The organism is Micromonospora lupini str. Lupac 08, from assembly GCF_000297395.2.
GTDB classification, from domain to species: Bacteria; Actinomycetota; Actinomycetes; order Mycobacteriales; family Micromonosporaceae; genus Micromonospora; species Micromonospora lupini.
In genome coordinates, this window is record NZ_HF570108.1 from 6,932,491 (window position 1) to 6,955,840 (window position 23,350).

A 23,350-nucleotide genomic window follows, 5' to 3' on the forward strand; every position below is an offset into this window, starting at 1 on the left:
CGGGTGAGGTGGCATGAGTCGCTCTTCCACGCCGGGTCCCCCGGCCGGCCGCCCGGCCGTGCCGGCCAGTCACCGTGTGCAGTCATTCGACTACCCCGAGGCCGAGGACGAGGTGGCGCTCGACCCCGCGCTGGTGACCTCGCCCGGCCACGGCGCGGTAGGTGTGTTCCAGGCACCTCGACCGGTCACCCGCCGGACGCCACCCGCCGAGCCCAGCGCGGTCTCGGCGGATGAGAACGCCGACATCGACTCGCCATTCCTGGACCTGTTCGGCGGCGCGCGACCCAACGGCCCACGGGCCGTGACGGCAGGCCCTGCGACCCGGAGCCAGCCGACGGCCCCGCAGCAGCCGCCAGCGGTCGCCCCGACGCCGGCCCGACCGGCTCCGGACCTGGAGCCACCATGGACGCCCGACGACCGGTCCACAAGCGACCGACGGGCCGTCGAGCCGGCAGGTGAATCCCGGGTTCCGCACCAGGCGGGCGACCGACGTCCGATGCCGCGCCCCTCGGACGACCCCGAGCCGGCCGCCGCAGGCGCGTCCGCGTCGACGGCCGCCGGCCCGGCTCGCCGGACGGTCAGCGCCGCACCCGTCGTCCAACCGACGGCAGCGGTGGAGCGACCGACCGCCCCGACGGACCGACCATCAGCACCAGCGGAACGGCAGGTCAGCGCCGCCCCCAGCGACCGGCCGGCGCTGGAGCGGGCGCCGCACCGCCCCGGGTCGGAGCGGCAGCGCGAGGCCGGAAAAGAAGTCGCCCCACCCCGCCAGCGGACCGCGAGCCGCCAGGACCGGCCGATCAAGCCGACCCGGGTCCGCGCCCCGAAGATCAAGTTCGGTGACCGGGATCCCTCGGTCGAGCTGGCCATCACCGAGATCGCCGGCCACCTGACCTTCACCCCGAACACGGTCACGGCCTGGTATTGGCTGCCTGAGGTTCGGTGGGCCTTCCGCCCGGACGCCGAGCGCGAGGCGCTGCTGTCGGCGATCTCCGAGCAGTACGCCGGCCTGGCCGGCTTCCGGCTGCACCTGCGCCGGACCACCCGCCCCTTCCCCGCCGACGAGTGGGCGCGCACGATCGACTCGCACACCCCGGCGCCGCTGCCCGACGTGGCCGGGACCACCGGCTGGGCGGACCACCTGGTCGCCGCCCAGCGGCACCTCATGGCCGTCAACCACGCCGAGGGGCAGACCTACCTGGGCGTCACCTTCGCCCGCCGCTCCCTCGGCGACTCCATGACCGAACGACTGCTCCGCACCTTCGGCCGGGGCACCGCCGACGGCGAGCGCCGCAAACTGGGCCGCACCGTGGAGCAGTTCGACGAGGTTCTCGGCGCGTTCGGCATGCGCGGCCGACGAGTCACCGCCCAGGAGTTGGAGTGGCTGCTCTACCGCTCGGTGGCGCTGTGCATGGCGCCCCCGGGCAGGCTCTCGCCGGTGACCGACGGGCGCTGGGAGCGCGGTGACCTGCTCGCCCTGACCGAGCAGGTCGAGCGCTACCGCACCCCGTACGGCTCGACGGTGAAACTGGTCAACCGGATGACCGGCGAGGAGCGGCACGTGGCAGTGCTCGCCGTCGGCCGGATGGAGCCGCTGGAGATCCCGGAGCGGCACGAGCCCTGGCTGCACTTCCACGAACGACTGCCCTGGCCGATGGAGATCTCCACCCGGGTCGACATCCTCGGTTCCGGCGACTCGTTCCGCAACCTCGAACACCGGCTGCGGATGATCCGCTCCCAGCAGCTCGACTACGCGGAGCACGGCATCGACGCGCCCCCGGAGCTGGAACGGCTCGCCAAGCGGGCGCTGGTGATCGGCGACGAGATGACCACCGGCCTCCCCGTCGACTCGGCCCGCGCCCACGGCTGGCACCGCATCGCGGTCGGCGGCCGGACCAGGGAGGAGTGCCTGGAACGGGCCCGCCGGCTCATCCAGCTCTACTCCCGGGAGCTGCGCATCTCCCTGCAACACCCGAAGAACCAGGACTGGCTGGCCCGCGAGTTCATCCCCGGCGAGCCGATCGCCAACACCGGTTACGTCCGCCGGATGCCGGTCCCGCTGCTCGCCGCCGCACTCCCCCAGGCCGCCTCCACAGTCGGCGACCGGCGGGGCGACCTGATCGGGCGTACCGCCGGCACCTGCCGCCGCCCGGTCTTCCTGGACCTGCACTTCCCCATGGAGGTCCGCGAACGCTCCGGGCTCGCGGTCTTCGTGGCCGAGCCGGGCGGTGGCAAGTCGACCCTGCTCGGCGCGCTGGGCTACCTCGCCGCTCGGCGAGGGGTCCAGGTGACCCTGCTCGACCCGTCCGGGCCGCTGGCCCGGCTCTGCGCCATGCCCGAGCTGCGGCCGTACTCCCGCGTGTTGAACCTGACCGGGTCGGAGCACGGCACCCTGGCGCCCTACTCGCTCATCCCGACGCCACTGCGCAGCGAGTTCGCCACCGGCGCCGCCGGAGACCGCGAGTTCGAGATCGCGGTCTCCAACGCCCGCGCCGAGCGGCGCATGCTGGTCCAGGACATCTGCATGATGCTCGTGCCGCCGCAGGTGGCCCGGGAGGCGTCGACCGCCACCCTGTTCCGGCACGCCGTCCGGCAGGTCCCCGCCGAGGAGACGTCCACGCTTGACGACGTGGTGAGCTGCCTCGGACGGCTCGACGACGACGCCGGCAAGGAGCTTGCGAACCTGCTCCTCGACACCGCCGAGATGCCACTGGCCATGCTCTTCTTCGGCCGGCCACCGGAAGGTCTGCTCGGTGCGGACGCGGCGCTCACCGTGATCACGATGGCCGGGCTCCGACTGCCCGACCTCAAGATCGAACGAGAGTACTGGTCGGCCGAGGAAGCCCTCGCCCTGCCGATGCTGCACACCGCGCACCGGCTCGCCGTCCGCCGCTGCTACGGCGGATCCATGTCGTCCCGCAAGCTCGTCGGCCTCGACGAGGCGCACTTCATGGAGGGCTGGCGATCGGGCCGTTCGTTCCTGGTCCGGCTCGCCCGGGACTCCCGAAAGTGGAACCTCGCCGCACTTGTCGCCTCGCAGAACCCCCGCGACATCCTCGGCCTCGACGTGCAGAACCTGGTCTCCACCGTCTTCGTCGGCCGCATCGCCGAGGACGCCGAGATCGCCTCCGAAGCGCTGCGGCTGCTGCGGGTGCCGGTCAACGACGGGTACGAGGCCACGTTGGCCTCGCTCTCCGCCGCCGACACCAGCTCGTCCAACCGCCTCGGTTTCCGGGAGTTCGTGATGCGCGACGTCGACGGCCGGGTGCAGAAGGTCCGCGTCGACGTCTCGTACGTCGAGGGCCTGCTGGACCACCTCGACACCACGCCCGCCGCGATCGCCGCTGCGGCCGGAGTCCTGCCGAGCATCTCCCTGCCGGATCTGGAGGCGTGACATGGCTGGGCCCCGGGCACGGATCGCGTCGTTCCTGCTCGCGCTCGGCGTGCTGGCCGGGGCCACCCTCAGCTGGCCGCTGCTCGGCGCGGAGGCCGCCGCAGCCGCTCCACCCGTCGCCCAGGCCCGCGCCGACCTCTGCACGACGGCGGAGTGGCAGGCCGACTTCCGGGCCTGCGTAGGGAAGCTCCAGGCGGTCAGCGAGGACGAGGTCAAGTGCCGCAACGCGCCGACCCCGGGCACTCCGGACTCCGGCCTGGCCGGCTGGTTCGCCGGTCGCCCGGACTCCGCCAAGCAGCTCGGGCCGAAAGGGCTCTACAGCGATTACGGCTATGCCGGATACAGCTATCCGACGTACGACATTCCCGGCGGCTGCGCGTCGTCGGTCCTGCATCCGGATTACAAGTTCACCACGACGGTCGCGAACGGCGAGTTCATGGTGGCCACCGCGGTCGTCGGTGCATCCAATGCGCTACGGGAGCGTGCCTGGGACCCCGGATCGATGTGGGGCTGGGCCGACCCGCTCGTCGAGAAGGCGACCAAGTCGGTCTACGAGAAGGTGTTCAGCGTTTTCGGGATCGTCACGCTGTGCGTGGTGGGGCTCTATCTGCTGTGGCGATCCCGGCAGTCGGACATGAGCAACGCCATGACCACCGCCGGCTGGGCTCTGTTGGTGATGGTGGCGGTCACCGCGCTCGCCGCTTGGCCGGTGAAGTCGGCGAACATCGCGGACGGCACGTTGGTCACCTCCCTGGGCGTGGTGCATGACGCGGTGGGCCCAGCAGCCCGAGATACTCCGCCGAGCCAGTGCGATGATCCCAATCCCGATGCCTGCAAGGACAACAGGCCACCTGCGGTGCGAGCCAGCGACACCGCCACCGAGGCGATGCTCTACCGGAACTGGCTGCGGGGTGTGCTCGGCTCGGCCGACAGTGAGACGGCCCGTAAGTACGGTCCGGCGCTGTACGACGCCAAGGCACTCTCGTGGGACGAGGTCGAGAAGCTGCGCGCCAACCCGGCCACCCGGGAGGCGACGATCAAGGCCAAGCAGCAGCAGTGGGCGCGGGTGGCCGAGCAGATCCAGACCGAGGATCCGGAGGCGTACGAGTACCTCCAGGGGGTCCGGGACATGGACCGGGTGGGTGCCGGATTCATCGCGGTGCTGGCCTCGGTGCTGTTCGCCATGTTCGACCTGACCGCGTCGCTACTGGTCCTGTTGGGCTTCCTGATCTTCCGCTGGGCGGTGATCGCGGCGCCCATCCTGGGCACGGTCGGATTGCTCCGGCCGGCCAGTGCCGGCCTGCGGCGGCTCGCGAACGCAGTGGTCGCTGCGATCTTCAACATCGCCATCTTCGGCACCGGGGCCGCCATCTACCTGTTCGCGGTCGATTTGATCATGAGCACGCCCACGCTGCCCGGCTGGCTCCAGGTGGTGCTGATGTGGTTGTGCGGAGTGGTCGGCTGGCTGCTGCTCCGCCCGTACCGGCGAATCACCCAGCTCGGCGGTAAGGACAGCAGCGAGGCGGTCAGCTCGGCGGGCTCCTGGCACCGCCGGTTCTTCCGGGACATGCGGACGGCGGCCCGGCTCGACGTGGCCGAGCCCGGGGGCACGATGGAACCGGTGGGCGGACGCCGCCGGTCGCCGGTCGCCGAGCAGACCCGACTGCGCCCGGAGGCACGCCGAGAGGACCCGGCCCAGACTCCGTCGCCGACCCCGGTCGCGAGCCGCGGTGCCGGCGACGGCCGACCGGACGGGCAGGAACGCGCCGACGAGGCGCCGACGACGGAGACCGGCAACCGAGGTCGTCAGGTGCCGCCGCAGCCCCGTCGACGGCAGCCGGCGACCTGGACCGAACCGGACGTGCCGTCGGAGAACCCGTCGTTCGTGGTCTACCGGCCGGGCTCCACCGAACGTGCGCCGGACCGCACTGGACCTCGGGTGCGCTCAGAGGCTCGGTGACGGCGATGCGACGGGCCCTGGAATTCCTCTTCACCCGGGCACTGCGGTCCCGGCTGGGAGTCGCGGTGGTGATCGCGGTACTCGTCTTCGGGGTGATCGGTGCGGCGCGCCTGGCGTCCGGGCCGATGAACTCGGCGGACGGGTTGAGCACCCGGCCGGACCGGCCGATCACCACCGTCGACCCGACTGCCGGCGACGACGGGGTGACCTCGACGGAGGCTCCGCCGTCGCCGGTGACCCGGCCCGGCGCCCGCACGCCGGAGCAGACCGCCGGCCAGTTCGCCTCGGCCTGGCTCGGCCGACCCGGAATGACCGCCGAACAGTGGCAGGCCGGCCTGCGGCCGTTGTCGACCCCGGCGCTCACCGAGAAACTGGCCGGCGCCGAGCCCGGCGGAGTGCCGGCCGAGGAGGTGACCGGCCCACCAACGTTGCGGTCGCGCACCGAGACGTTCGTCGAGGTGCTGCTGCCACTGGATACCGGACGGCTCCGGTTGGAGCTGGTGGTGGCTGACGAAGGCTGGCTGGTCGACGTGGTCGACTGGGAGCGACAGTGACGGCCGGGCGCGCAGGGCGCACTCTTCGCCGGCCGATCCGGGTCGGAGTGATCGCCTCGGTGCTCACCGGAGTGCTGCTCCTGCTCTGCTGTGCCGGGGGCACCGCGGCGTTCTTTCTTAGCGGTCTCGGCGGCGACGCGGAGGACGGGGACACACTGGCCGGCTGGGGCTGCGGACCGGTGCGTCCGGTGGACATCGTCGGCGAGCTGCCCCGGTTCAGCGAATATGGCGACGCGCAGATCCGCAACGCCGCGATCATCGTCAAGGTCGGTCAGGACATGGGCGTGCCCTCGCGTGGCTGGGTGATCGCCCTGGCCACCGCGATGCAGGAGTCCGCGCTGCGCAACCTGGCGAACACCGGCGTGCCCGCCTCACTCGCCCTGCCGCACGAGGGCGTCGGCGCGGACCACGATTCACTGGGCCTGTTCCAGCAGCGGCCGGGATGGGGCTCGGTCGCCGAGCGGATGACTCCCGCGTACACGGCCCGGAAGTTCTACGAGAAGCTCGTGAAGGTCCGCAGCTGGCAGCGCCGACCGCTGACCGTGGTCGCCCAGCAGGTCCAAATCAGCGCCTATCCGGACGCGTACGCCAAGCACGAGGAGCTGGCCAGCAAGATCGTGGACGCCCTCGCCGGTGGCGCGGCCCGCACCGTCGAGATCAACGGCAAGGCGGTGTGTGACGCGGCGGAGCGCGGCCAGATCGCCGCCTCGGGCTGGACCGCGCCCATCTCCGGCGACGTCGGTTCCGGCTTCCGGACCGCCGAGCGCCCCAGCCACAACGGAGTCGACATCGGGGCCGCCAAGGGCACCGAGATCCGTGTCGCGGCCGCCGGTCGGGTACTGGTCGCCCGCTGCGACCCGGACAATCGCGGACGGCGGAGCTGCGACGTGGACGGATACCCCGGCAAGGGTGGCTGCGGATGGTTCGTCGACGTGCTGCACGCCGGCGGCTACATCACCCGGTACTGCCACATGGTGGTCCGTCCCCGGGTCTCGCCCGATCAGATCGTGCCGGCCGGCGAGGTGATCGGGCAGGTGGGTAGCAGCGGCAACTCGTCCGGTCCGCACCTGCACTTCGAGGTGCACCTGCGCAACGACCGTTCCAGCCGGGGCGCGATCGACCCGATTCCGTTCATGCGCGAGCGGGGCGCCCCGCTGCGCGCCGCGGAGTGAGGCTGCCTCGGGCATGACCGGACCGATGCCGGACCCGTTCGCCGACCAGCCCGACTGGGCACCCCGGCCGCCCCGCCCACTGACCGTCGTGCCCGCGACCGGGCGCGTGGAGTTGCGCGGACAGCGGGTGCTTGTTGGTCTTCCCGGGCTGGGCTGGCGAGGGGACCTGCGCGCGGACGACCGCGTCGTGCAGGGTGCCCGGACCTACGTGCCGGTCATCCCCGAACACGAGTGGTACCGGGCCGAGGCCGACCAGATCGAGGTGTTCGCGCCGCTGGTCCCGGTGGAGCGGGTCTGGGTGGAGATGGTCGGTGAACGGCCCGGCTCGGACGGGACCCGGGACACCGGAATCCGGCTGGTCTCGCTGGACGGTCCCTCCCACCGGTCCCCCACACCCGTGTTCGAGGCGGACGCCGTCACCGGACGCCGGGTGGTGCACGTCGAGGGTGGGCTGGAACACCGGGACATGCGGGCCGTCACCGAGACCTACTCCGGCGCCGAGGGCGACATCTGCGTGCGAATCACGCCGGAGGTGGAGTGGTACCGCTGGGCCTGGCGCGGCCAGTCACCCACCACTCTGGAAGTCCCGGTCCACCTGCTGTGGATCGAGTGATTAAGGGGTCTTGGCGCCGGCACACACCCGCCAGCCGTCATCATCCTCGACCACGTTAAAACTCCAGTCCTCTCGCCGGCTGCTCCTGGGGACGCCATCCGAAGACCCGGCAATGGTGAGTGTGGTGACAACCGATTCGCCTTCACTCGACGGGCTCCTAGTCAGGGGGCCCCAAGTGACTCGTACAGTTACATCGAATTTCGATTCGCGCTGCTCCACCTCAAGACGGAGTTCCTGCAGCGCGCGAAGCTCAGCCCCGCCCTCGCACGTGTACAGGTCGGCTCGCGCGTCGTTGCGGTCCACCAGGAACGCGCGTAGGTAGTTGTCGACGACGACGTCGGGGGCGCTGCGGTCCGGGGCGGCGGCGCGGTTGTACAGCACGTAACCCGTCGCCACCGCGCCGAGGCAGAGCAGGGCGAGCACCCCACCGACCACGGTGAGCACGGTGCGCAGTCGGCGGCGGCGCGGTTGTGGCGCCGGCGCTGGCGGGGCCGGCGGCAGCTGCTCGGACGGAGTCCGTTGGGCCGGTACGCGGGAGACCTGGGAACCGGCGGGGGGCTGCACTGATTCCACCTCCTGAAGTTAACGGCTGGACGGCCCGGAGCCAATGCCTCAGATCAAGCGGATCGTGACGGACCCCTCCCCACCGGTGAGATCCGCGACAACACCGGCGCACCGCCGCGGTACCTCCCGGAGCAGCGGCCCTGGCTGGGATACCGTCACTGCTCGGGGAGGGGTTGCCAACCTCGGGTGAGGGGGTGGACGCGGTGGCCGGTCCGAAGGCACGCACGAACCGCGCTGCGGCGCTGCACCGCCGGGCCGCAGCGGTCGTGACCGCCGCCGCCGGCATCCTCGACGAGACGCGACCGGCCCCTGCGGATCAGCGCCGCCAGTACGAGTTGGCCGACCGACTGCGGGTGGTCGCCGCGCGGCTGGCGCCGGGCTGGTCGGGTGCCGGTCTGGACTCGCTCAGCGTGGATTCTCCGGCGGGTGACGGCCCGCCCCCCTTCGTGCGGGTGGGTACGGCGGCGCCGTTGGACGACGCTCGTTTCCCCGCGCTCGTGCCGTTGATCGGGACCGGGCACCTGAGTGTGGACGCCGATGCGCGGGAGCCTCGGGTGGCGGGGCTGCTGCGCGCCGTGCTGTTGCGGTTGCTGGGTGGGGCGCCCGCGGGTGCGCTGCTGGTGCGCGCGGTGGACGCCACGGGTGCGGTGCTCACGCCGTTCGCCGCGCTGGCCGATGCCGGGCTGCTGCCGCCTCCGGCGGTGGACGTGGCGGGTCTGCGGGCGGTGTTGACGGAGGCGGAGCAGTGGGTGACCCCCGGTGCGAGCGGGCGTCGCCGTCACGACCGCACCCTGCTGCTGGTGGTCGCCGCGTTGCCGGAGTTGACCGGCCCGACCGATCTGGCGCGGATCGAGGCGCTGGCCGAGCAGGGGCCAGCGGCCGGCCTGCACCTGGTGGTGGCCGGCTGGCCGCCACCGGGCCCGTACGCGTCCCGCGCGCCGTTGCCGCAGGCCACCTCGTTGGTGCTGCGCAACGCGTACGCGCTGCTCGGTGATCCGCCGGGGGCGTCGTTCACGAGCCCGGCGGCCGAGCCACCGGGCGGGTTGAACTCACCTGTCTTCGTGGAGGCGGACCCGCCGGCGGATCTCGTCGACGCGGTCTGTCGGCGGCTCGCCGCCCAGGTGGAGGCGGGCTCCCGGTTGGCGTTGGCGGATCTGCTGCCGGCGACTGGCGAGCGGCTCTGGGAGGCGGACTCGGCGGACAGCCTGACCACGATGGTGGGTGACGCCGGGGGCCGGCCGGTGCCGCTGGGCTTCACCGAGTTGACCCCGCACTGGCTGGTCAGTGGCCGGTCCGGGGCGGGACGTGCGGCGTTCCTGACCACCGCGCTGCTGGGGCTGGCCGCCCGGTACGGCCCGGACGACCTGGCGCTCTACCTGGCGGATCTGGGCGACGGTGAGTCGTTCGTGGAGTTTCTGCAGACCGAGCGGGACCGCTCCTGGATTCCGCAGGTGCGGGCCGCGGCGATGGCCGCCGACCGGGAGTACGTCCGTGATCTGTTCGACCAGTTGACGGCCGAGGTGCAGCGCCGCGCCGAGGCGGCCGGGCGGGCCGGTGGGCAGCGCTTCGCGGAGCTGCGCCAGCACCGCTCACTGCCCCGCATCGTCTGTGTGGTGGACAATGTGCCGCTGCTCTTCGCCGCGCGGGATCGGTTGGCCGCCGAACTGACCGCGCAGGTGGAGGGGCTGGCGCGCGCCGGTCGGGCGTACGGCGTACACCTGGTGTTGGCCGGTGCGGGCGAGCTGGGGTTGAACGCCCGCGCGGACGCCGGGCACCGGGATTCGGTGCTCGGACAGTTCCCGGTGCGGGTGGCGTTGCCGGGCGGCGGTCCGGTGCTGGAGCCGACAAACGACTCGGCTGCGGGGCTGCCGGTGGGCAGCGCGGTGGTGAATACCGCCGGAGGACTGGGTGGCCCGCGGGGCGCGATCCGCGGCCACGAGCGGTTGGTCCGGCACCCTGATCCGCTGGACCATCCGGAGGTCGTCGAGCAGCTGCGGCACGAGCTGTGGGCGGCCCGGCCGGCCGGGTCGGCGCCGCCGGTGGTGTTCGCCGGGTACGCTCGCCCGCTGCTCAGCAACGATCCGCGTCAACGGGCAGCTCTGGCGGGCCAGGCGCACGGGCCGTCCGCTCTGCTCGGCCGGGCGGTGGACGTGGCCCGTACGACGGTTGCCGTTCCGATGGGGCCGGCGGCCGGGCGCAACCTCGCGGTGCTGGGCTCGGGCCCGGCGGCGGGTGGCCTGTTGGCGACGGCGGCCCGGAGCACCGCGGCCCACCATGCGCCGGGCACCGCCCGGTTCCTGGTGGCCGCGCCGGACCAGGGGGCACGCCCGCTGGCGGAGGCGTTGACGGCCGAGCTGGCCGCCCGCCATCCGGCCCGCCTGGTGGACGTGCCGACCCTGCTCGCGGACACCGATGGGGAGCTGCCGACGTACCTGGTGGTCTTCGGTTTGGATCGGCCCGGTCCGCGGGAGCTGCCGGCGGACCGGTTGCGTGCGCTGCTGCGGGACGGGCCGCCTGCGGGCCGGCACCTGCTGGGCTGGTGGCGGGCGGTGCCGCCGTTCGCCGCGCTGCTGGAGCCGGACGGCGAGGTCGACAAGCTCGCGGCTGTCGTGGTGCTGGACGTGCCGGCCGCGCAACTCGCTGCGGTCTTCGGCCGACCGGTGGACTGGCGGGCGCACCCGGACCGGGCGGCGCTGTGGGACGGTCCGGACGAGCGGGGCACGGTCCTGGTGCCGTTCGCCGACCAGGCGGGGTGAACGGGCGGTGCAGACGGAGGGTGTCGGTGTGAGGTCGAACGCGACGGTGACCGGGCCGGGGCGGCAGCGGACCGCCGGCCCGGACGACGATGGAACGCCGCCGGCCACGGAACCCGCAAGCGGCTGGGCCGAGTACCTGGCGGCGGCGCGCCAGCTGGACGGAGTCCGTCGCGGGGCGGCTGCGGCCGCCGGTGAGCAGGCCCGCTCGGCGGAGGCCGCCCGGGAGGAACTGACTGTCGTCCGTGCCGGGCTGGCGAGTCAGCAGGAGCGGCTGCGGGAGCGGGGCGTACCGGCGATTTCGCTTGTGCCGTCGCCGCCGGAGCTGACCGAGGCGGCCCGGTCGATGGTCGGGGGTCCGGCCGCCGTGCTGGCGGCGCTGCGGGCCGCGCGGGGTCGGGCCGAGGCGGCGGACGCGGCGTTGGCCGCGCGTCGCGGCCTCCGGGCGGCGTCCTGGCCCGCGCGGGCGCGCAACCTCCTGGTGTACGGGCCGCTGGCGCTGCTGGTGCCGCTGATCCAGGTGGTGGTGTACGCGGCGACCGGTACGGGCCCGGCCAGCGTGACGGCCCTGATCGCCGGCGTGCCGATGCCGGCGGTCGCCTTCGTCGTCGGTTGGGTGGGTGTCGGGAGGGTGTTCGGCGCCAGCCCCGACGAGCGGGTCGATCGCACGATGCGTTTCGGCGCGTTGGTCTGCCTGGTGCCTGCGGTGCTGGTCACGGCCGGCCTGCTGCTGGCCCTGCTGGCCGGCTGACGCGCCGACGATCGGGCCGGGCCGAAGACGTCACTGCCCAGAAGAAGCACCGCAGACGCGAAGGCCGGCCGTCCCCGCAGGGGTCGGCCGGCCTTTGTCGTACCGAAGGGTCAGCGGGGGATGATCAGCGACATCGCCTCGGCCCGCGACTTCGAGTCCGACTGCAGGATGCCGCGCACCGCCGAGGTGATGGTCTTGGCGCCGGACTTCTGGATGCCGCGCATCGCCATGCACATGTGCTCGCATTCGAGCACGACGACGACGCCGCGCGGGGCGAGCTTGCTCATCAGCAGGTCGGCGACCTGCGAGGTGAGCCGCTCCTGCACCTGGGGTCGCCGGGCGAAGACCTCCACGAGGCGGGCCAGCTTGGACAGGCCGGTGATCCGCCCGTCCGGGCCGGGGATGTAGCCGATGTGCGCGCTGCCCCGGAACGGCAGCAGGTGGTGCTCGCAGAGGCTCATCACGTCGATGTCCCGGACGATCACCAGCTCTTCGTGGTTGGCCTCGAAGGTGGTGCTGAGCACCTGGGCCGGGTCGACGCGCAGGCCGGCGAAGAGCTCGGCGTACGCGCGGGCGACCCGGGCCGGGGTCTGCTGGAGTCCGTCGCGGTCCGGGTCCTCACCGACGGCGATCAGGATCTCCCGGACGGCCTTCTCGATCCGGCCGAGGTCGACCGCGTCCTCGACCGGGCGGCCGGTCAGCTTGCCGCTGATCAGCCGCGCGGCGACGTAGTCCAACTCGTCGTCGCCGTCGGGTTCGGTCGCGGAGACGGCCAGCTCCCGGTGCGGGGAGCTGGCCGTCGGGTCGTCGCTCAGTGCGTACCGTCCGAGTTGTTGGACGACGTGCCGCCTCCGACGGACGCCTGCGCGCCGTCGGCCTCGGCCTGCGCCTTGAGCTTGTCCTTCTCCGCGGGGGTGAGCACGGGCGGCTCGGTGGACGGCTGGCGCTTGCCGAAGCCGTTGTACGGAGCAAGCGGCGGACGCTTGACCACCCGCGCGCAGATGCGCGCCATGTCGGCAGTGGAGAGGGTCTCCTTCTCCATCAGCTCGAGCACGATGCTGTCCAGGACGTCCCGGTATTCCACCAGGATCTCCCAGGCCTCGTCGTGCGCCAGCTCGACAAGTGCCCGCATCTCGCCGTCGATCTCGGCGGCCACCGAGTCCGAGTAGTCCCGCTCGTGGCCCATGTTGCGGCCGAGGAACGGCTCGTCTCCGCTGGTGCCGTACTTGATCGCGCCGAGCTTCGAGCTCATGCCGTACTGGGTGATCATCGCGCGGGCCAGTTGGGTGGCCTTCTCGATGTCGTTGCCGGCGCCGGTGGTCGGCTCGTGGAAGACCAGTTCCTCAGCGGCCCGGCCGCCCAGCGCGTACGCCAGGGTGTCGATCATTTCGGCGCGGGTCTGGGTGTACTTGTCCTCGGTCGGCAGCACCAGGGTGTGGCCCAGCGAGCGGCCACGGGACAGGATCGTCACCTTGTGCACCGGCGCGGCGTGCGGCAGCGCCCAGGCGACGAGCGCGTGGCCACCCTCGTGGTACGCGGTGATCTTCTTTTCCTGGTCGCTCATCACGCGGGTCCGACGCTGCGGGCCGGCGACCACCCGGTCGATCGACTCTTCGAGCGAGTCGTTGCTGATCGCCCGCTGGTCCTTGCGGGCGGTGAGCAGGGCGGACTCGTTGATCACGTTGGCCAGGTCGGCGCCGCTGAAGCCCGGGGTGCGCCGGGCCACCGCGTCGAGGTCGACATCGGGGGCGAACGGCTTGCCCTTGGCGTGCACCCGCAGGACGGCCTTGCGGCCCTCCATGTCGGGGGCGTCCACCGGGATCTGCCTGTCGAACCGGCCCGGGCGCAGCAGCGCCGGGTCGAGGATGTCCGGCCGGTTGGTGGCCGCGATCAGGATGACCCCGCCCTTGGTGTCGAAGCCGTCCATCTCGACGAGCAGCTGGTTGAGCGTCTGCTCGCGCTCGTCGTGGCCGCCGCCCATGCCGGCGCCGCGGTGGCGGCCGACGGCGTCGATCTCGTCGACGAAGACGATCGCCGGGGCGTTCGTCTTGGCCTGCTCGAAGAGGTCGCGGACCCGGCTGGCGCCGACACCGACGAACATCTCCACGAAGTCGGAGCCGGAGATCGAGTAGAAGGGCACCCCGGCCTCGCCGGCGACCGCGCGGGCCAGCAGGGTCTTGCCGGTACCGGGCGGGCCGAACAGCAGCACGCCCTTCGGGATCTTGGCGCCCAGGGCCTGGTACTTCGCGGGGCTCTGCAGGAAGTCCTTGATCTCGTGCAGCTCCTCGACGGCCTCGTCGGCGCCCGCGACGTCCGCGAAGGTCGTCTTCGGAGTGTCCTTGGTGATCATCTTCGCCTTGGACTTGCCGAAGTTGAGCACCCGGGAGCCGCCGCCCTGCATCTGCGACATGAAGAACAGCAGCAGGAGCACGAGCAGCGCGATCGGCAGCAGGTTGACCAGCAGGCTCACCCAGATGCTGTCCGACGAGACCTTGGCGTCGGCCGGGCCGGTGACCCGGTTGGCCGCCTTGGCGTCCAGCACCTGGTTCCAGATCTCGTCCCCAGCCTGGTACGGGAACTGGGCCTCGATCCGGTCGGTGTTGGTCTCACCGAACTTGGTCTTGTTCTTCAGGTCCAGCTGGAGCGTCTGCTCCTTGTCCTGGAACACGACCTTGTTGATCTGAGCGGTGTGGAGCTGGTCGAGCGCAACGGAAGTGTCCACGCGGTGGTAGCTGGGACCAGCGGTGAACAGCTGACTGAGCACAACGGCGCCGAGGATGACCAGGATGATCCAGACCACCGGTCGGCGGAAGAAACGCGTACGTTCCATACTGTTGTCGAGCGCCGGAGCGCCCGCATCCTCCTGATCGACGTCCTGACCGTCTGATGGTGTCGCCGCCCTGGGCGGCGTCGGAGCCGCCGTGCGGGCCGGCCTCGACCCCGAGGCGCGAAAACTGCCGCGCCGCGGTCATTCGACGGTACACCGTGTACGCGAGGAGTGAGCTTGCGAGCCCCGCAGTCGTGTACCAATCAAAAGCCCGTGTACGCGACGAGCGAGCCTGCGAGCCCCGCCCCCGGCTCTCCGTCGCCATCGACGACGGGCTCCGTGGGCGGTCCTCGCCAGCCCCGCACGAGACGTACGGCGGGTCCGGGCAAGAACCGGCGTGGCGGGGAATCCGGCCCGGCCACCCGCACGCCCGGTCACGCGGTCGAGGGGCCGGGCGCGAAGTTGCCTCCGCGCCACCGGGCTCCACGGTAACCGGAACAACTGAGAGCCCGCTGAACGTCGGCTTGATGAACGCCGATTCGAGTCGGCGTCACCGCACCCACGGACGGGGGTCCGGCGTCAGGACCGGGCGTAGACCTCGGGCTTGAGCACCCCGACGTAGGGCAGCTCTCGGTACCGCTCGCCGAAGTCGAGGCCGTAGCCGACCACGAACTCGGTGGGGATGTCGAAGCCGACGTACTTCACCGGGACCGGCACCTTCACCGCGTCCGGCTTGCGGAAGAGCGCGACCACCTCGACGCTCGCGGCCGAACGCGACTCCAGGTAGCGCAGCAGCCAGGAGAGCGTCAGCCCGGAGTCGACGATGTCCTCGACGACCACGACGTGCCGGCCGGCGATGTCCCGGTCGAGGTCCTTGAGGATGCGGACCACGCCGGAGGAGGTGGTGCCCTGGCCGTAGGAGGAGATGGCCATGAAGTCGAGTTCGGCAGGGGGGCCGTTGCGGCCCAACGCCCGGGCGAAGTCCGCCATGAACATCACCGCGCCCTTGAGCACGCAGACCAGCAGCAGTCCGTCGTCCACGTGGGAGTAGTCGGCGGAGACCTGCTTGGCCAGCTCCGCTGTCTTCTCGCGGATCTGCGCCTCGGAGATGATCACGTGGTCGATGTCGGCGTCGTACCAGGAGCCGTCAGCCATGACTCCTAGCCTGCCGTACGTCGGATGGCCTCCGTCGGCGGGGCCGCACCTTTCGACGCGGTCCCGCCGGGGATCTTCGGCGCAAAAGACACCAAACACATCAGCTGGTACGAGACCGCCAGCGGCGGCCGTCCTCGCTGGGCTTCCAGTCGGCCGAGTCGTGGCTGTCCACGGTGAGGCCGGCCGCCGAGGCGGCGACGAGCAGGACGAGGAACAGGAGGAAGAGCAGGAACTCCATGGCGGCGCTCACTTTCGCATGATTGCTGTCGGTTTCGCCGCCGGTGCGCACCGGACTGAGACAAGTCTGCGCCGGCTCCCGCCGGCCGGACAGTGGCAGGAATGCCACTGGGCATCGATTTACTGCCATCCCTGGGGTTACCCTCGTCACATGCTCCGATCCGTCGCCGTCCTCGCCCTCGACCAGGTCGCTCCCTTCGAGCTCGGTGTGCTGGCCGAGGTGTTCGGCACCGACCGGACGGCCGACGGCTTCCCCGCGTACCGCTTCGACGTGTGCAGCCCCGACGGCGCTGCCGTGCGGACGTCCTCCGGCTTCCACCTCACCCCGAACGCCGACCTCGGCCCGCTGGAGGAGGCCGACCTGGTGGCAGTCCCCGCGCACAGCCAGGGCACCGTCGTCCCCGACCCGGTGCTCGACGCGCTGCGCCGCGCCGACGCGCGCGGCGCGTACCTGTTCAGCGTCTGCTCCGGCGCCTTCCTGCTCGGTGCGGCCGGCCTGCTGGACGACCGGGAGTGCACCACCCACTGGCGCTACGTCGACGAGCTGCAACACCGGCACCCTCGCGCCCGGGTGCGCTGCAACTCGCTGTACGTCCAGGACGGTCGACTGCTCACCAGCGCCGGCACGGCGGCCGGCATCGACGCCTGCCTGCACCTGATCCGCCAGGTGCACGGCTCGGCCACCGCGACCCGGCTGGCGCGGCGGATGGTGGTCCCGCCGCACCGCGACGGCGGCCAGTCGCAGTACGTGGAGGCGCCGATCCCGCGGGCACCCGAGGCGCCGACGCTGGAGCCCGTGCTGGAGTGGCTGATGGGGCACCTCGACCGGACGATCACGGTGGAGGAGCTGGCCGCCCGCGCCGGCATGGCACCGCGCACGTTCGCGCGCCGGTTCCGCGCCGAGACCGGCACCACGCCGCACGACTGGCTCACCAACCAGCGGGTGCTGCTCGCCCGACGGCTGCTGGAGGAGACCCCGTTGAGCGTGGAGGCCGTCGCCGACCAGGCCGGCTTCGGTGATGCTGCCGCGCTGCGCCATCACTTCAGTCGCCGGGTCGGCGCCACCCCGCACAGCTACCGGAGCACCTTCCGGGACCGGGCCCACACCGCCTGACCCGTCTGACCCGAGGCATCAGTTGGAGCCCCTTTGCTCTGCTTCACTCCGCGCACCACCCGAGCACCGAATCTGTTGCGCCGGTTGAAGCAGAGCAAAGGGCTTCAATCAGTCGGGTAGGGAGTCGACAGGTCTCAGCCGGTCGGCGCGGCGGAGCACCCGGCGACCGCCCGGCAGGTCGGTCGGGCCCTGGCCGTGCCAGCCCGTCACCAGCGCGTCCAGGGCGACGACGTGCCGGTGCGACAGCGCGCTCGGCAGCGCGCCCAGTTCACGCGCCCAGGAGTGCAGCACCCGACCGCGCACGGCGGGCGCAAGGTCGGCCAGCACCGGCACGGAGAGCCCTCCGTCGGGGCAGCGGGCCGCCTCCAGCGCCGTACCCGCCAACTCGTCGAGGGCGGCGTTGTCCGCCGCCACCAGTCGGGCGGTACGCGCCAGGTTGTCCACCACGCCCGGCCCGAGCGCCCGCACCAACTCCGGCAGCAGGTCGGCCCGCACCCGCGAGCGGGCGTACGACGGGTCGGTGTTGTGCGGGTCCTGCCACGGGCTGAGCCCGAGCGCGGCACAGGCGGCGCCTGTCTGCTCCCGGCCGATCTCCAGGAGCGGGCGCAGCAGCGGCACCCCCGCCAGGTCCCGCCGGGCCGGCATCCCGGCCAGCCCGCGTGGGCCGGCGCCCCGGGCGAGCGCGAGCAGCACGGTCTCGGCCTGGTCGTCGCGGGTGTGTCCGGTGAGCACCGCGACCGCCTCGTGCTGCCGAGCCGCCTCGGTCAACGCCTCGTAGCGGGCCTCCCGGGCCGCCGCCTCCGGGCCACCGGGACGCCCGGCCACCCGCACCCGCACCGCCACCACCGGCGCGAAACCGGCCTCCCGGGCCCAGCCGGCCACGGCCTCCGCGCGCTGCTCCGAGCCGGCCTGCAGGCCGTGGTCGACGGTCACCAGGCCGGCGGGTCGACCCAGCCGGGGCGCCACGAACACGGTCGCCGCCGCCAGGGCCAGCGAATCGGCCCCACCGGAGCAGGCGACAAGCACCGGGCCGCCGGACGGCAGGCCGGTCAACGCGCGCCGCACCGCCACCCGGATCGCGGCCACCGGCGGGGCGAGCGCGGCCATCGACGGACGGTCAGCCGGCGGCCGGTACGGTGCCGGCCGGGCCGTGCACCCGCGCCACCCAGGCGTCCGGGTCGCCCAACTCCGAGAGCCGGGGCAGGGTGAGCGGCGAGTTGAAGATCGAGTTGAAGCCGTCCATGCCGACCCGCTCGACGACGCCGTGCACGAACTTGCGGCCCTCGGCGTACTGGCGCATCTTGACGTCCACCCCGAGCAGCCGGCGGATCGCCTTCTCCAACGGGTTACCCGCCTCGCGCCGCCTGTTGAACGACGCCCGGATCCGCTCCACGCTCGGGATCACCTGCGGGCCGACACCGTCCATCACGAACTCGGCGTGCCCCTCCAGCAGGGTCATCAACGCGGTGAGCCGGTCGAGGACGGCGCGCTGCGCCGGAGTCTGCACGATGTCCAGCACGCTCGTGCGGCTCTCCGGGTCGCGGACCGCCTCGGACAGCGTCGCCACCCCGCGCCGCAGCCGCTCCACGAGGTGTTCGCCGCCGCTTGACGAGGCGTCGACGAACGCCTGCACCTCGCCGAGGAAGTAGCCCCGCATCCACGGCACGGCCGTGAACTGGGTCCGGTGGGTGACCTCGTGCAGGCAGACCCACAGCCGGAAGTCCCGGGGGTCGGCGCCGAGCTTGCGCTCCACCTCGACGATGTTCGGCGCCACCAGCAGCAGTTGGCCCGGGTCGGCGGAGAAGACCTCGTACTGGCCGAGCACCCGGCCGGAGAGGTAGGCCAGCACCGTGCCCGCCTGCACCCCGGTCAGCCGGGACCCGATCGCCTCGGTGAGCGCGCCGGGCTGCTTGTCGCCGGACAGCCGACTGACCAGCGGGGTGATCACCTCACGGAGCCCGGCGATGTTGGTGGCCGCCCAGTCCCGGCGGTCGACGACCCGCACCGGCGGGTGTGCCACCTGCGCCCGCAGCCCCGTGTAGTCGGCCACGTGCCCGGCCGCCTCGTCGGTCAGCCGACGCAGGTCGCCGACGACGTCGGTGGCCTCGGAGTACGACACCCGGGGGCCCGACTTGCTCAACGCCCCCGCGGTGGCGGCGGCCAGATCCCAGTCCACGAACTGCGCCATGGACCCACCGTACCCGCGTCGCGACACCCCGGCCCGGGCTCGCGTCGGCGATCGACGCCGGTCGCGGGCTCGACGCCGGCCGGAAACCCCGCCCCGGGGCTGGTCAGCGGCAACCGCAGCCGGCCAGCGCGGCGGCGATGCGGTCCAGCGCCGGTTGGGCGGTGTCCGTCCCACCGGGCACCTTGTCGGTGAGCACCGCGAACGTGAGCAGCCGGCCGTCGGCCGTGGTGACCAGACCCGCGATGGCGTGCACCCCGGTCAGCGTGCCGGTCTTGGCGCGCACCGCGCCCGCCCCTGCGGCGGTGCCCGGGGTGCCCCGGTAACGGTCGCCAAGCGTGCCGGACCAGCCGCCCACGGGCAGGCCGCCGAAGACGCCGGCCAGCTCCGGGTGGTCCGGGCTCGCGGCCAGCCGGATCAGGTCGGTGAGCAGGGACGGGCTGATCCGGTTGTTGCGCGACAGCCCGCTGCCGTCGGAGAGGGTGATCTCGTTGGCGGGCAGGCCCAGCTCCGCCACCTCGGCGTCCATCGCGGCAGCGGCGCCGTCGAACGAGGCCTTCTGGCTGCGCGCCAGCGCCACCTGGCGGGCCAGCGCCTCGGCCAGCAGGTTGTCACTCTCGCTGATCATGATGTCGACCAGCCGGATCATCGGCGGCGACTGCACCGCGCCCAACTCGGTGCCGGGAGGCGGGGTGCCGCCGGCGGCGGTCGCCAGGGCCGGCGCCGTCCCCCGCTTGACGGTGCTGGCCGGTACGCCGAGCAGCCGCGCGAACGACCGGCCGGCGGCGAGGTCCGGCTCGGCGACCCGCTCGGCGCCGCCGGCCTCGGCCCTCGGGTCCTTGCGCGCGCCGTCGGTCATCAGCGCGGTCACCGCGCCGCCGTACCCGCCGGTCGGAATGTCGTCGTCCCAGCCGGGGCCGTACACCGGGCCGGAGTAGATCGTGCCGTCGACGGTGACGCTGGTCGGGGCCGTGCCGCCGAGCGCGGTGCGCACCTGCGTGGCCAGGTCGTCCAGGCGTGCCGCCCCGGGGTAGTAACCCTTCTTGTCCACCGCGAGCGTGGGGTCGCCGCCACCGACGATCACCACCTCGCCGGGCTTGGCGCCGGCCACCGCCCGGGTGGGAATCCGATACCCGGGTCCACGGGCGGCCAGCACGGTCACCGCGGTCGCCAGCTTGGTCACGGAGGCGGGCACCGTTCCGTCGTCGGCCCCCTTGGCGAACAGCGTCTGCCCGGTGGTCACGTCCGCCACCGAGACGTTCACGCGGTCGCCCAGGGCGGGCACCCCGACCAACGGGTCGAGCGCGGCCCGTACGCCGTCGGGCGCGGGCAGCGGGGCGTTCTGGTCGGGCCCGTCGAGCACGTCCGCCGGGTCGGGTTCCGGCGTGGGGTCGGCGGCGGTCGGCGCGGACGCCGCGTCCTCGCCGAGCCAGCCGGCGACCGGGCCGGGTCGGGTCACCACGACGCCGACACCGGTCAGCACCAGCAGCACCACCACTGCCAGCACGGTCACCAGCCGCCCCCGGCGACGCGGCGGGGACGGCGCCAGCGTCGGCTCGGCGTCGGCAGACGCCGGCAGCGCGGAGATCGGCGGGCCCAGCGGCGGTACGCCGGTCGGAATGCGGACAGTCGGGCCGTCACCGGACGGCGCGTCACCCCGGGCAGGGCTGGTCGGGGCGGCCCCGACGGGGGAGGGGCCGGCCGGGACGGGGTGGGTCGGGTGTGCGTCGCTCGGCGGGGCGCTGGTGGGACGGTCTGTGCCGAGGACCGGGAATCGGCCGCTGTTCGACCCGGCGGAAGGAGGCTCGGACGCGCTCCACGGCAGCGGCGGGGGCCGCTCGGGAACCGACTCCTCGGGCGCCCGGGGAAGGTGGGCGTCGGGCACCGGCACCCGCCCGGTGGCGCCGCCGGAACCGGATCGCCCGGTACCACGCGCGGTGCCCCCGTCCGGGCGGTAGTGTGAATCTTCCCTCCCCACGACCCCCTCCTCCCCCAGCGAAAATCGGCTTGGGTGACACTACTTCGGTCCGAAGACTATGCGGCGGCCGGAGTCGGCGGGTGGGCATTCACCTGTCCGGAGGGCCGCCAGTGGTTCCGTTAGCCAGCGTGGGCAGACGAGGGAGCGTGCAGATGGATTTCGACGTGACGGTTGAGATCCCCAAAGGTCACCGGAACAAGTACGAGGTGGACCACAAGACCGGCCGGATCCGGCTGGACCGCACCCTGTTCACGTCCACCCAGTACCCGGCCGACTACGGGTTCATCGAGGAGACGCTGGGCGAGGACGGCGACCCGCTGGACGCGCTGGTGCTCGTCCCCGAACCGACCTTCCCGGGCTGCCTCATCCGCTGCCGGACCATCGGCATGTTCCGGATGACGGACGAGAAGGGCGGCGACGACAAGGTCCTCTGCGTGCCCTACGAGGACCCCCGCCAGGAGCACCTGCGCGACATCCACCACCTGGGCGAGTTCGACCGCCTGGAGATCCAGCACTTCTTCGAGGTGTACAAGGACCTGGAGCCCGGCAAGTCGGTCGAGGGCGCGACCTGGGTCGGCCGCACCGAGGCCGAGGCCGAGATCCGGGCCTCCTACCAGCGGGCCCGCGACGCCGAGGCGCGCGGCGAGTCCACCCACTGAGGTACGACCACCGGCCGGGCCCGGGAGCCGCTCAACCGAGCAGCCCCCGGGCCCGGTCGTACAGGTCGAGCACCGCGCAGGCGACCGGCACCACGGCGACCACCAGGGCCGTGTCGGTGAGGTCCGCGACCCTACCGAGGTACGGCGACACCGCCCGCCGGGCGTACCCGGTGCCGGCGGCCACGGTCACCAGACCCAGAGCCGCCCCGCCGAGGACCAGCGCCAGTCGGCCGGTGTCGTCGGCCCGGTCGATGAGCACCGCACCCAGCACCGCGTAGCCGGCCAGCGCGGCGAGCACCGTCGGCAGCCGGTGCCGCAGTGCCACGAACAGCCGCGACCGCAGCAGCAGCACGGCCGAGACCACCGCCACCAGCACCGGGCCGGCCGTCCCGCCGGCCATGCCGAGGACGACCGCAGCGCCCACCGCCAGCACGGCGTGCCCGAGCAGCATCCCGGTCAGCACCTCCTCGGTGCGTGTGACGGCCGCGTGCACACGGCCCCGGTCCGGCAGGTCCCGGGGACGCTCCGGCTCGGCGTCCGACGCGGTCGCCGGAAGGGTGATCGGCGGCAGCGGCAGCTTGCCCAGCCGGATGGCCAGCAGCGGAATCGCCCCGACGGCGAAGACCAGCGCGCTGAGCAGCACCGCCGCCGTGCCCGCGGGGGTCAGCAGGAGCGCGCCGAGCGCCGCGCCGGCGCCGAGCAGACCGACCGTGACGCCGGCCACGAAGACCCGCAGCCGGCTGGCCACCCCGAGCAGACCGACGAGCGCCACCAGCAGCAACGCCACCGAGCCGGTCAGCAGTTCGGGCGCGCCGACCCAGCGCACCGGCCCGAACGGGCCGACCGGATCACCGGAGCCGATCGCCAGGGCGCCGGCCACGAAGGCGTACGGCATCGCGTAGCCGCCGAGCGTCGCCCCGGCGGCACCGTCGCCGTTGGCCCGGGAGGCGACGGCACCGGCCACGGTGAGCAGCAGCGCCACCACCGCCGCCGCGAACCAGCCGCTGCGCAGCGTCGGACCGCCGGCGAGCAGGGCGAGCAGCCCGACGGCGAGCGGCACGGCGGCACCGGCCAGACCGGCGACCCGGGTGGCGGCGGGTGACCAGGCGCCACCCCGTCGGCGGGCGCCGTCGGCGATCGCCTCCACCACGTCGTCGTACTCCAACTCGGGCCAGTGGGCGCGGGCCGGCACCAGGTGCAGCACCTCACCGTCGCGGACCCCCTGCGGCAGCAGCGCCTGCGCCGTCGCCAGCAGCGCCCCGTCGGTACGGCGCAGCACCCAGCCGCCGTGCCGCTCGCCGTCGTCGGCCAGGCCCTCACCTGCGTGTCGGAGCACGTCGGGCAGCAACTCGGCCAGGGGCACCTGCTCCGGCAGTGCGACGTCGACCCGCCGCTGCGGCGCGCTGATGGTGACGCGGGCCAGGCCGGTTGTCATCGAGGGATCTCCATATCGAGGGGGATCGGAGGCTGCGGGGACGACAGGACTTTACCTAC

The 23,350-nt window shown here is 73.0% G+C and carries 18 protein-coding genes; 9 read left to right on the forward strand and 9 right to left on the reverse strand.

All coding sequences use genetic code 11. The features are described from left to right. Nucleotides 1-13: 13 nt before the first annotated feature. From MILUP08_RS32885 to MILUP08_RS32905, 5 genes are read left to right on the forward strand one after another with little or no spacing between them, the layout of a single operon-like run. Nucleotides 14-3,394 carry an ATP-binding protein gene (locus tag MILUP08_RS32885; protein ID WP_007466103.1) on the forward strand — a complete coding sequence of 1,127 codons (3,381 nt, stop codon included), beginning with the start codon at nucleotides 14-16 and terminating at the stop codon, nucleotides 3,392-3,394. A 1-nt stretch (nucleotide 3,395) separates the two neighbouring features. Continuing rightward, nucleotides 3,396-5,354 (forward strand): MraY family glycosyltransferase, encoded by a 1,959-nt coding sequence (locus tag MILUP08_RS32890; RefSeq protein WP_007466105.1) that lies wholly within the window; start codon nucleotides 3,396-3,398, stop codon nucleotides 5,352-5,354. Then, nucleotides 5,351-5,908, forward strand: a complete 558-nt coding sequence (locus tag MILUP08_RS32895; RefSeq protein ID WP_039907058.1) for a hypothetical protein — start codon at nucleotides 5,351-5,353, stop codon at nucleotides 5,906-5,908. The genes MILUP08_RS32890 and MILUP08_RS32895 overlap by 4 nt, the downstream gene beginning before the upstream one ends. Further along, entirely contained in the window at nucleotides 5,905-7,080 is a 1,176-nt protein-coding gene (locus MILUP08_RS32900) for a M23 family metallopeptidase (protein WP_007466109.1), read from the forward strand. Before MILUP08_RS32895 ends, MILUP08_RS32900 begins: the two co-directional genes overlap by 4 nt. Before the next feature lie 13 nt (nucleotides 7,081-7,093). Then, nucleotides 7,094-7,693, forward strand: coding sequence for a hypothetical protein (locus MILUP08_RS32905; protein WP_007466111.1), 600 nt, complete (start codon nucleotides 7,094-7,096; stop codon nucleotides 7,691-7,693). Here MILUP08_RS32905 and MILUP08_RS32910 read toward each other — a convergent pair whose 3' ends face one another. Further along, nucleotides 7,694-8,257 carry a hypothetical protein gene (locus tag MILUP08_RS32910; RefSeq protein WP_007466113.1) on the reverse strand — a complete coding sequence of 188 codons (564 nt, stop codon included), beginning with the start codon at nucleotides 8,255-8,257 and terminating at the stop codon, nucleotides 7,694-7,696. Between the two features lie 194 nt (nucleotides 8,258-8,451). Between MILUP08_RS32910 and MILUP08_RS32915 the strand changes: the two genes are divergently transcribed. Continuing rightward, on the forward strand, nucleotides 8,452-11,013 hold the full coding sequence (locus MILUP08_RS32915; RefSeq protein ID WP_039907061.1) for an FtsK/SpoIIIE domain-containing protein: 2,562 nt from the start codon (nucleotides 8,452-8,454) through the stop codon (nucleotides 11,011-11,013). 28 nt (nucleotides 11,014-11,041) lie between these two features. Next, nucleotides 11,042-11,761: a hypothetical protein gene (locus tag MILUP08_RS32920; RefSeq protein WP_007466117.1), complete on the forward strand. Its 720-nt coding sequence runs from the start codon at nucleotides 11,042-11,044 to the stop codon at nucleotides 11,759-11,761. A gap of 110 nt (nucleotides 11,762-11,871) precedes the next feature. Here the strand turns inward: MILUP08_RS32920 and folE are convergent, their stop codons facing one another. The 4 genes from folE to MILUP08_RS36215 form a co-directional block, all read right to left on the reverse strand. Next, nucleotides 11,872-12,537 (reverse strand): GTP cyclohydrolase I FolE, encoded by a 666-nt coding sequence (folE, locus tag MILUP08_RS32925; protein WP_039907063.1) that lies wholly within the window; start codon nucleotides 12,535-12,537, stop codon nucleotides 11,872-11,874. Between the two features lie 35 nt (nucleotides 12,538-12,572). Further along, nucleotides 12,573-14,591 (reverse strand): ATP-dependent zinc metalloprotease FtsH, encoded by a 2,019-nt coding sequence (ftsH, locus tag MILUP08_RS32930; protein WP_007466121.1) that lies wholly within the window; start codon nucleotides 14,589-14,591, stop codon nucleotides 12,573-12,575. Between the two features lie 516 nt (nucleotides 14,592-15,107). After that, a complete protein-coding gene (gene hpt, locus MILUP08_RS32935) occupies nucleotides 15,108-15,683 on the reverse strand; it encodes a hypoxanthine phosphoribosyltransferase (protein ID WP_007466123.1) in 576 nt (191 codons plus the stop codon). A gap of 100 nt (nucleotides 15,684-15,783) precedes the next feature. Then, nucleotides 15,784-15,933 carry a hypothetical protein gene (locus tag MILUP08_RS36215; RefSeq protein ID WP_167626026.1) on the reverse strand — a complete coding sequence of 50 codons (150 nt, stop codon included), beginning with the start codon at nucleotides 15,931-15,933 and terminating at the stop codon, nucleotides 15,784-15,786. A gap of 138 nt (nucleotides 15,934-16,071) precedes the next feature. Between MILUP08_RS36215 and MILUP08_RS32940 the strand changes: the two genes are divergently transcribed. After that, a complete protein-coding gene (locus tag MILUP08_RS32940; protein WP_007466126.1) occupies nucleotides 16,072-17,034 on the forward strand; it encodes a GlxA family transcriptional regulator in 963 nt (320 codons plus the stop codon). 108 nt (nucleotides 17,035-17,142) lie between these two features. Here the strand turns inward: MILUP08_RS32940 and tilS are convergent, their stop codons facing one another. From tilS to dacB, 3 genes are all read right to left on the reverse strand, one after another. Beyond that, complete coding sequence (tilS, locus tag MILUP08_RS32945) at nucleotides 17,143-18,141, reverse strand: tRNA lysidine(34) synthetase TilS (RefSeq protein WP_007466131.1); 999 nt, start codon at nucleotides 18,139-18,141, stop codon at nucleotides 17,143-17,145. A gap of 10 nt (nucleotides 18,142-18,151) precedes the next feature. Beyond that, nucleotides 18,152-19,222, reverse strand: a complete 1,071-nt coding sequence (locus MILUP08_RS32950; protein ID WP_007466133.1) for a zinc-dependent metalloprotease — start codon at nucleotides 19,220-19,222, stop codon at nucleotides 18,152-18,154. 103 nt (nucleotides 19,223-19,325) lie between these two features. Next, nucleotides 19,326-20,798 carry a D-alanyl-D-alanine carboxypeptidase/D-alanyl-D-alanine endopeptidase gene (gene dacB, locus MILUP08_RS32955; protein ID WP_420329278.1) on the reverse strand — a complete coding sequence of 491 codons (1,473 nt, stop codon included), beginning with the start codon at nucleotides 20,796-20,798 and terminating at the stop codon, nucleotides 19,326-19,328. Between the two features lie 551 nt (nucleotides 20,799-21,349). Between dacB and MILUP08_RS32960 the strand changes: the two genes are divergently transcribed. After that, complete coding sequence (locus tag MILUP08_RS32960; RefSeq protein ID WP_039907066.1) at nucleotides 21,350-21,856, forward strand: inorganic diphosphatase; 507 nt, start codon at nucleotides 21,350-21,352, stop codon at nucleotides 21,854-21,856. A gap of 31 nt (nucleotides 21,857-21,887) precedes the next feature. On the opposite strand, the gene eccD is transcribed toward MILUP08_RS32960, so the two are convergent. Continuing rightward, nucleotides 21,888-23,291, reverse strand: coding sequence for a type VII secretion integral membrane protein EccD (eccD, locus tag MILUP08_RS32965; protein WP_007466140.1), 1,404 nt, complete (start codon nucleotides 23,289-23,291; stop codon nucleotides 21,888-21,890). Between the last annotated feature and the right edge of the window lie 59 nt (nucleotides 23,292-23,350).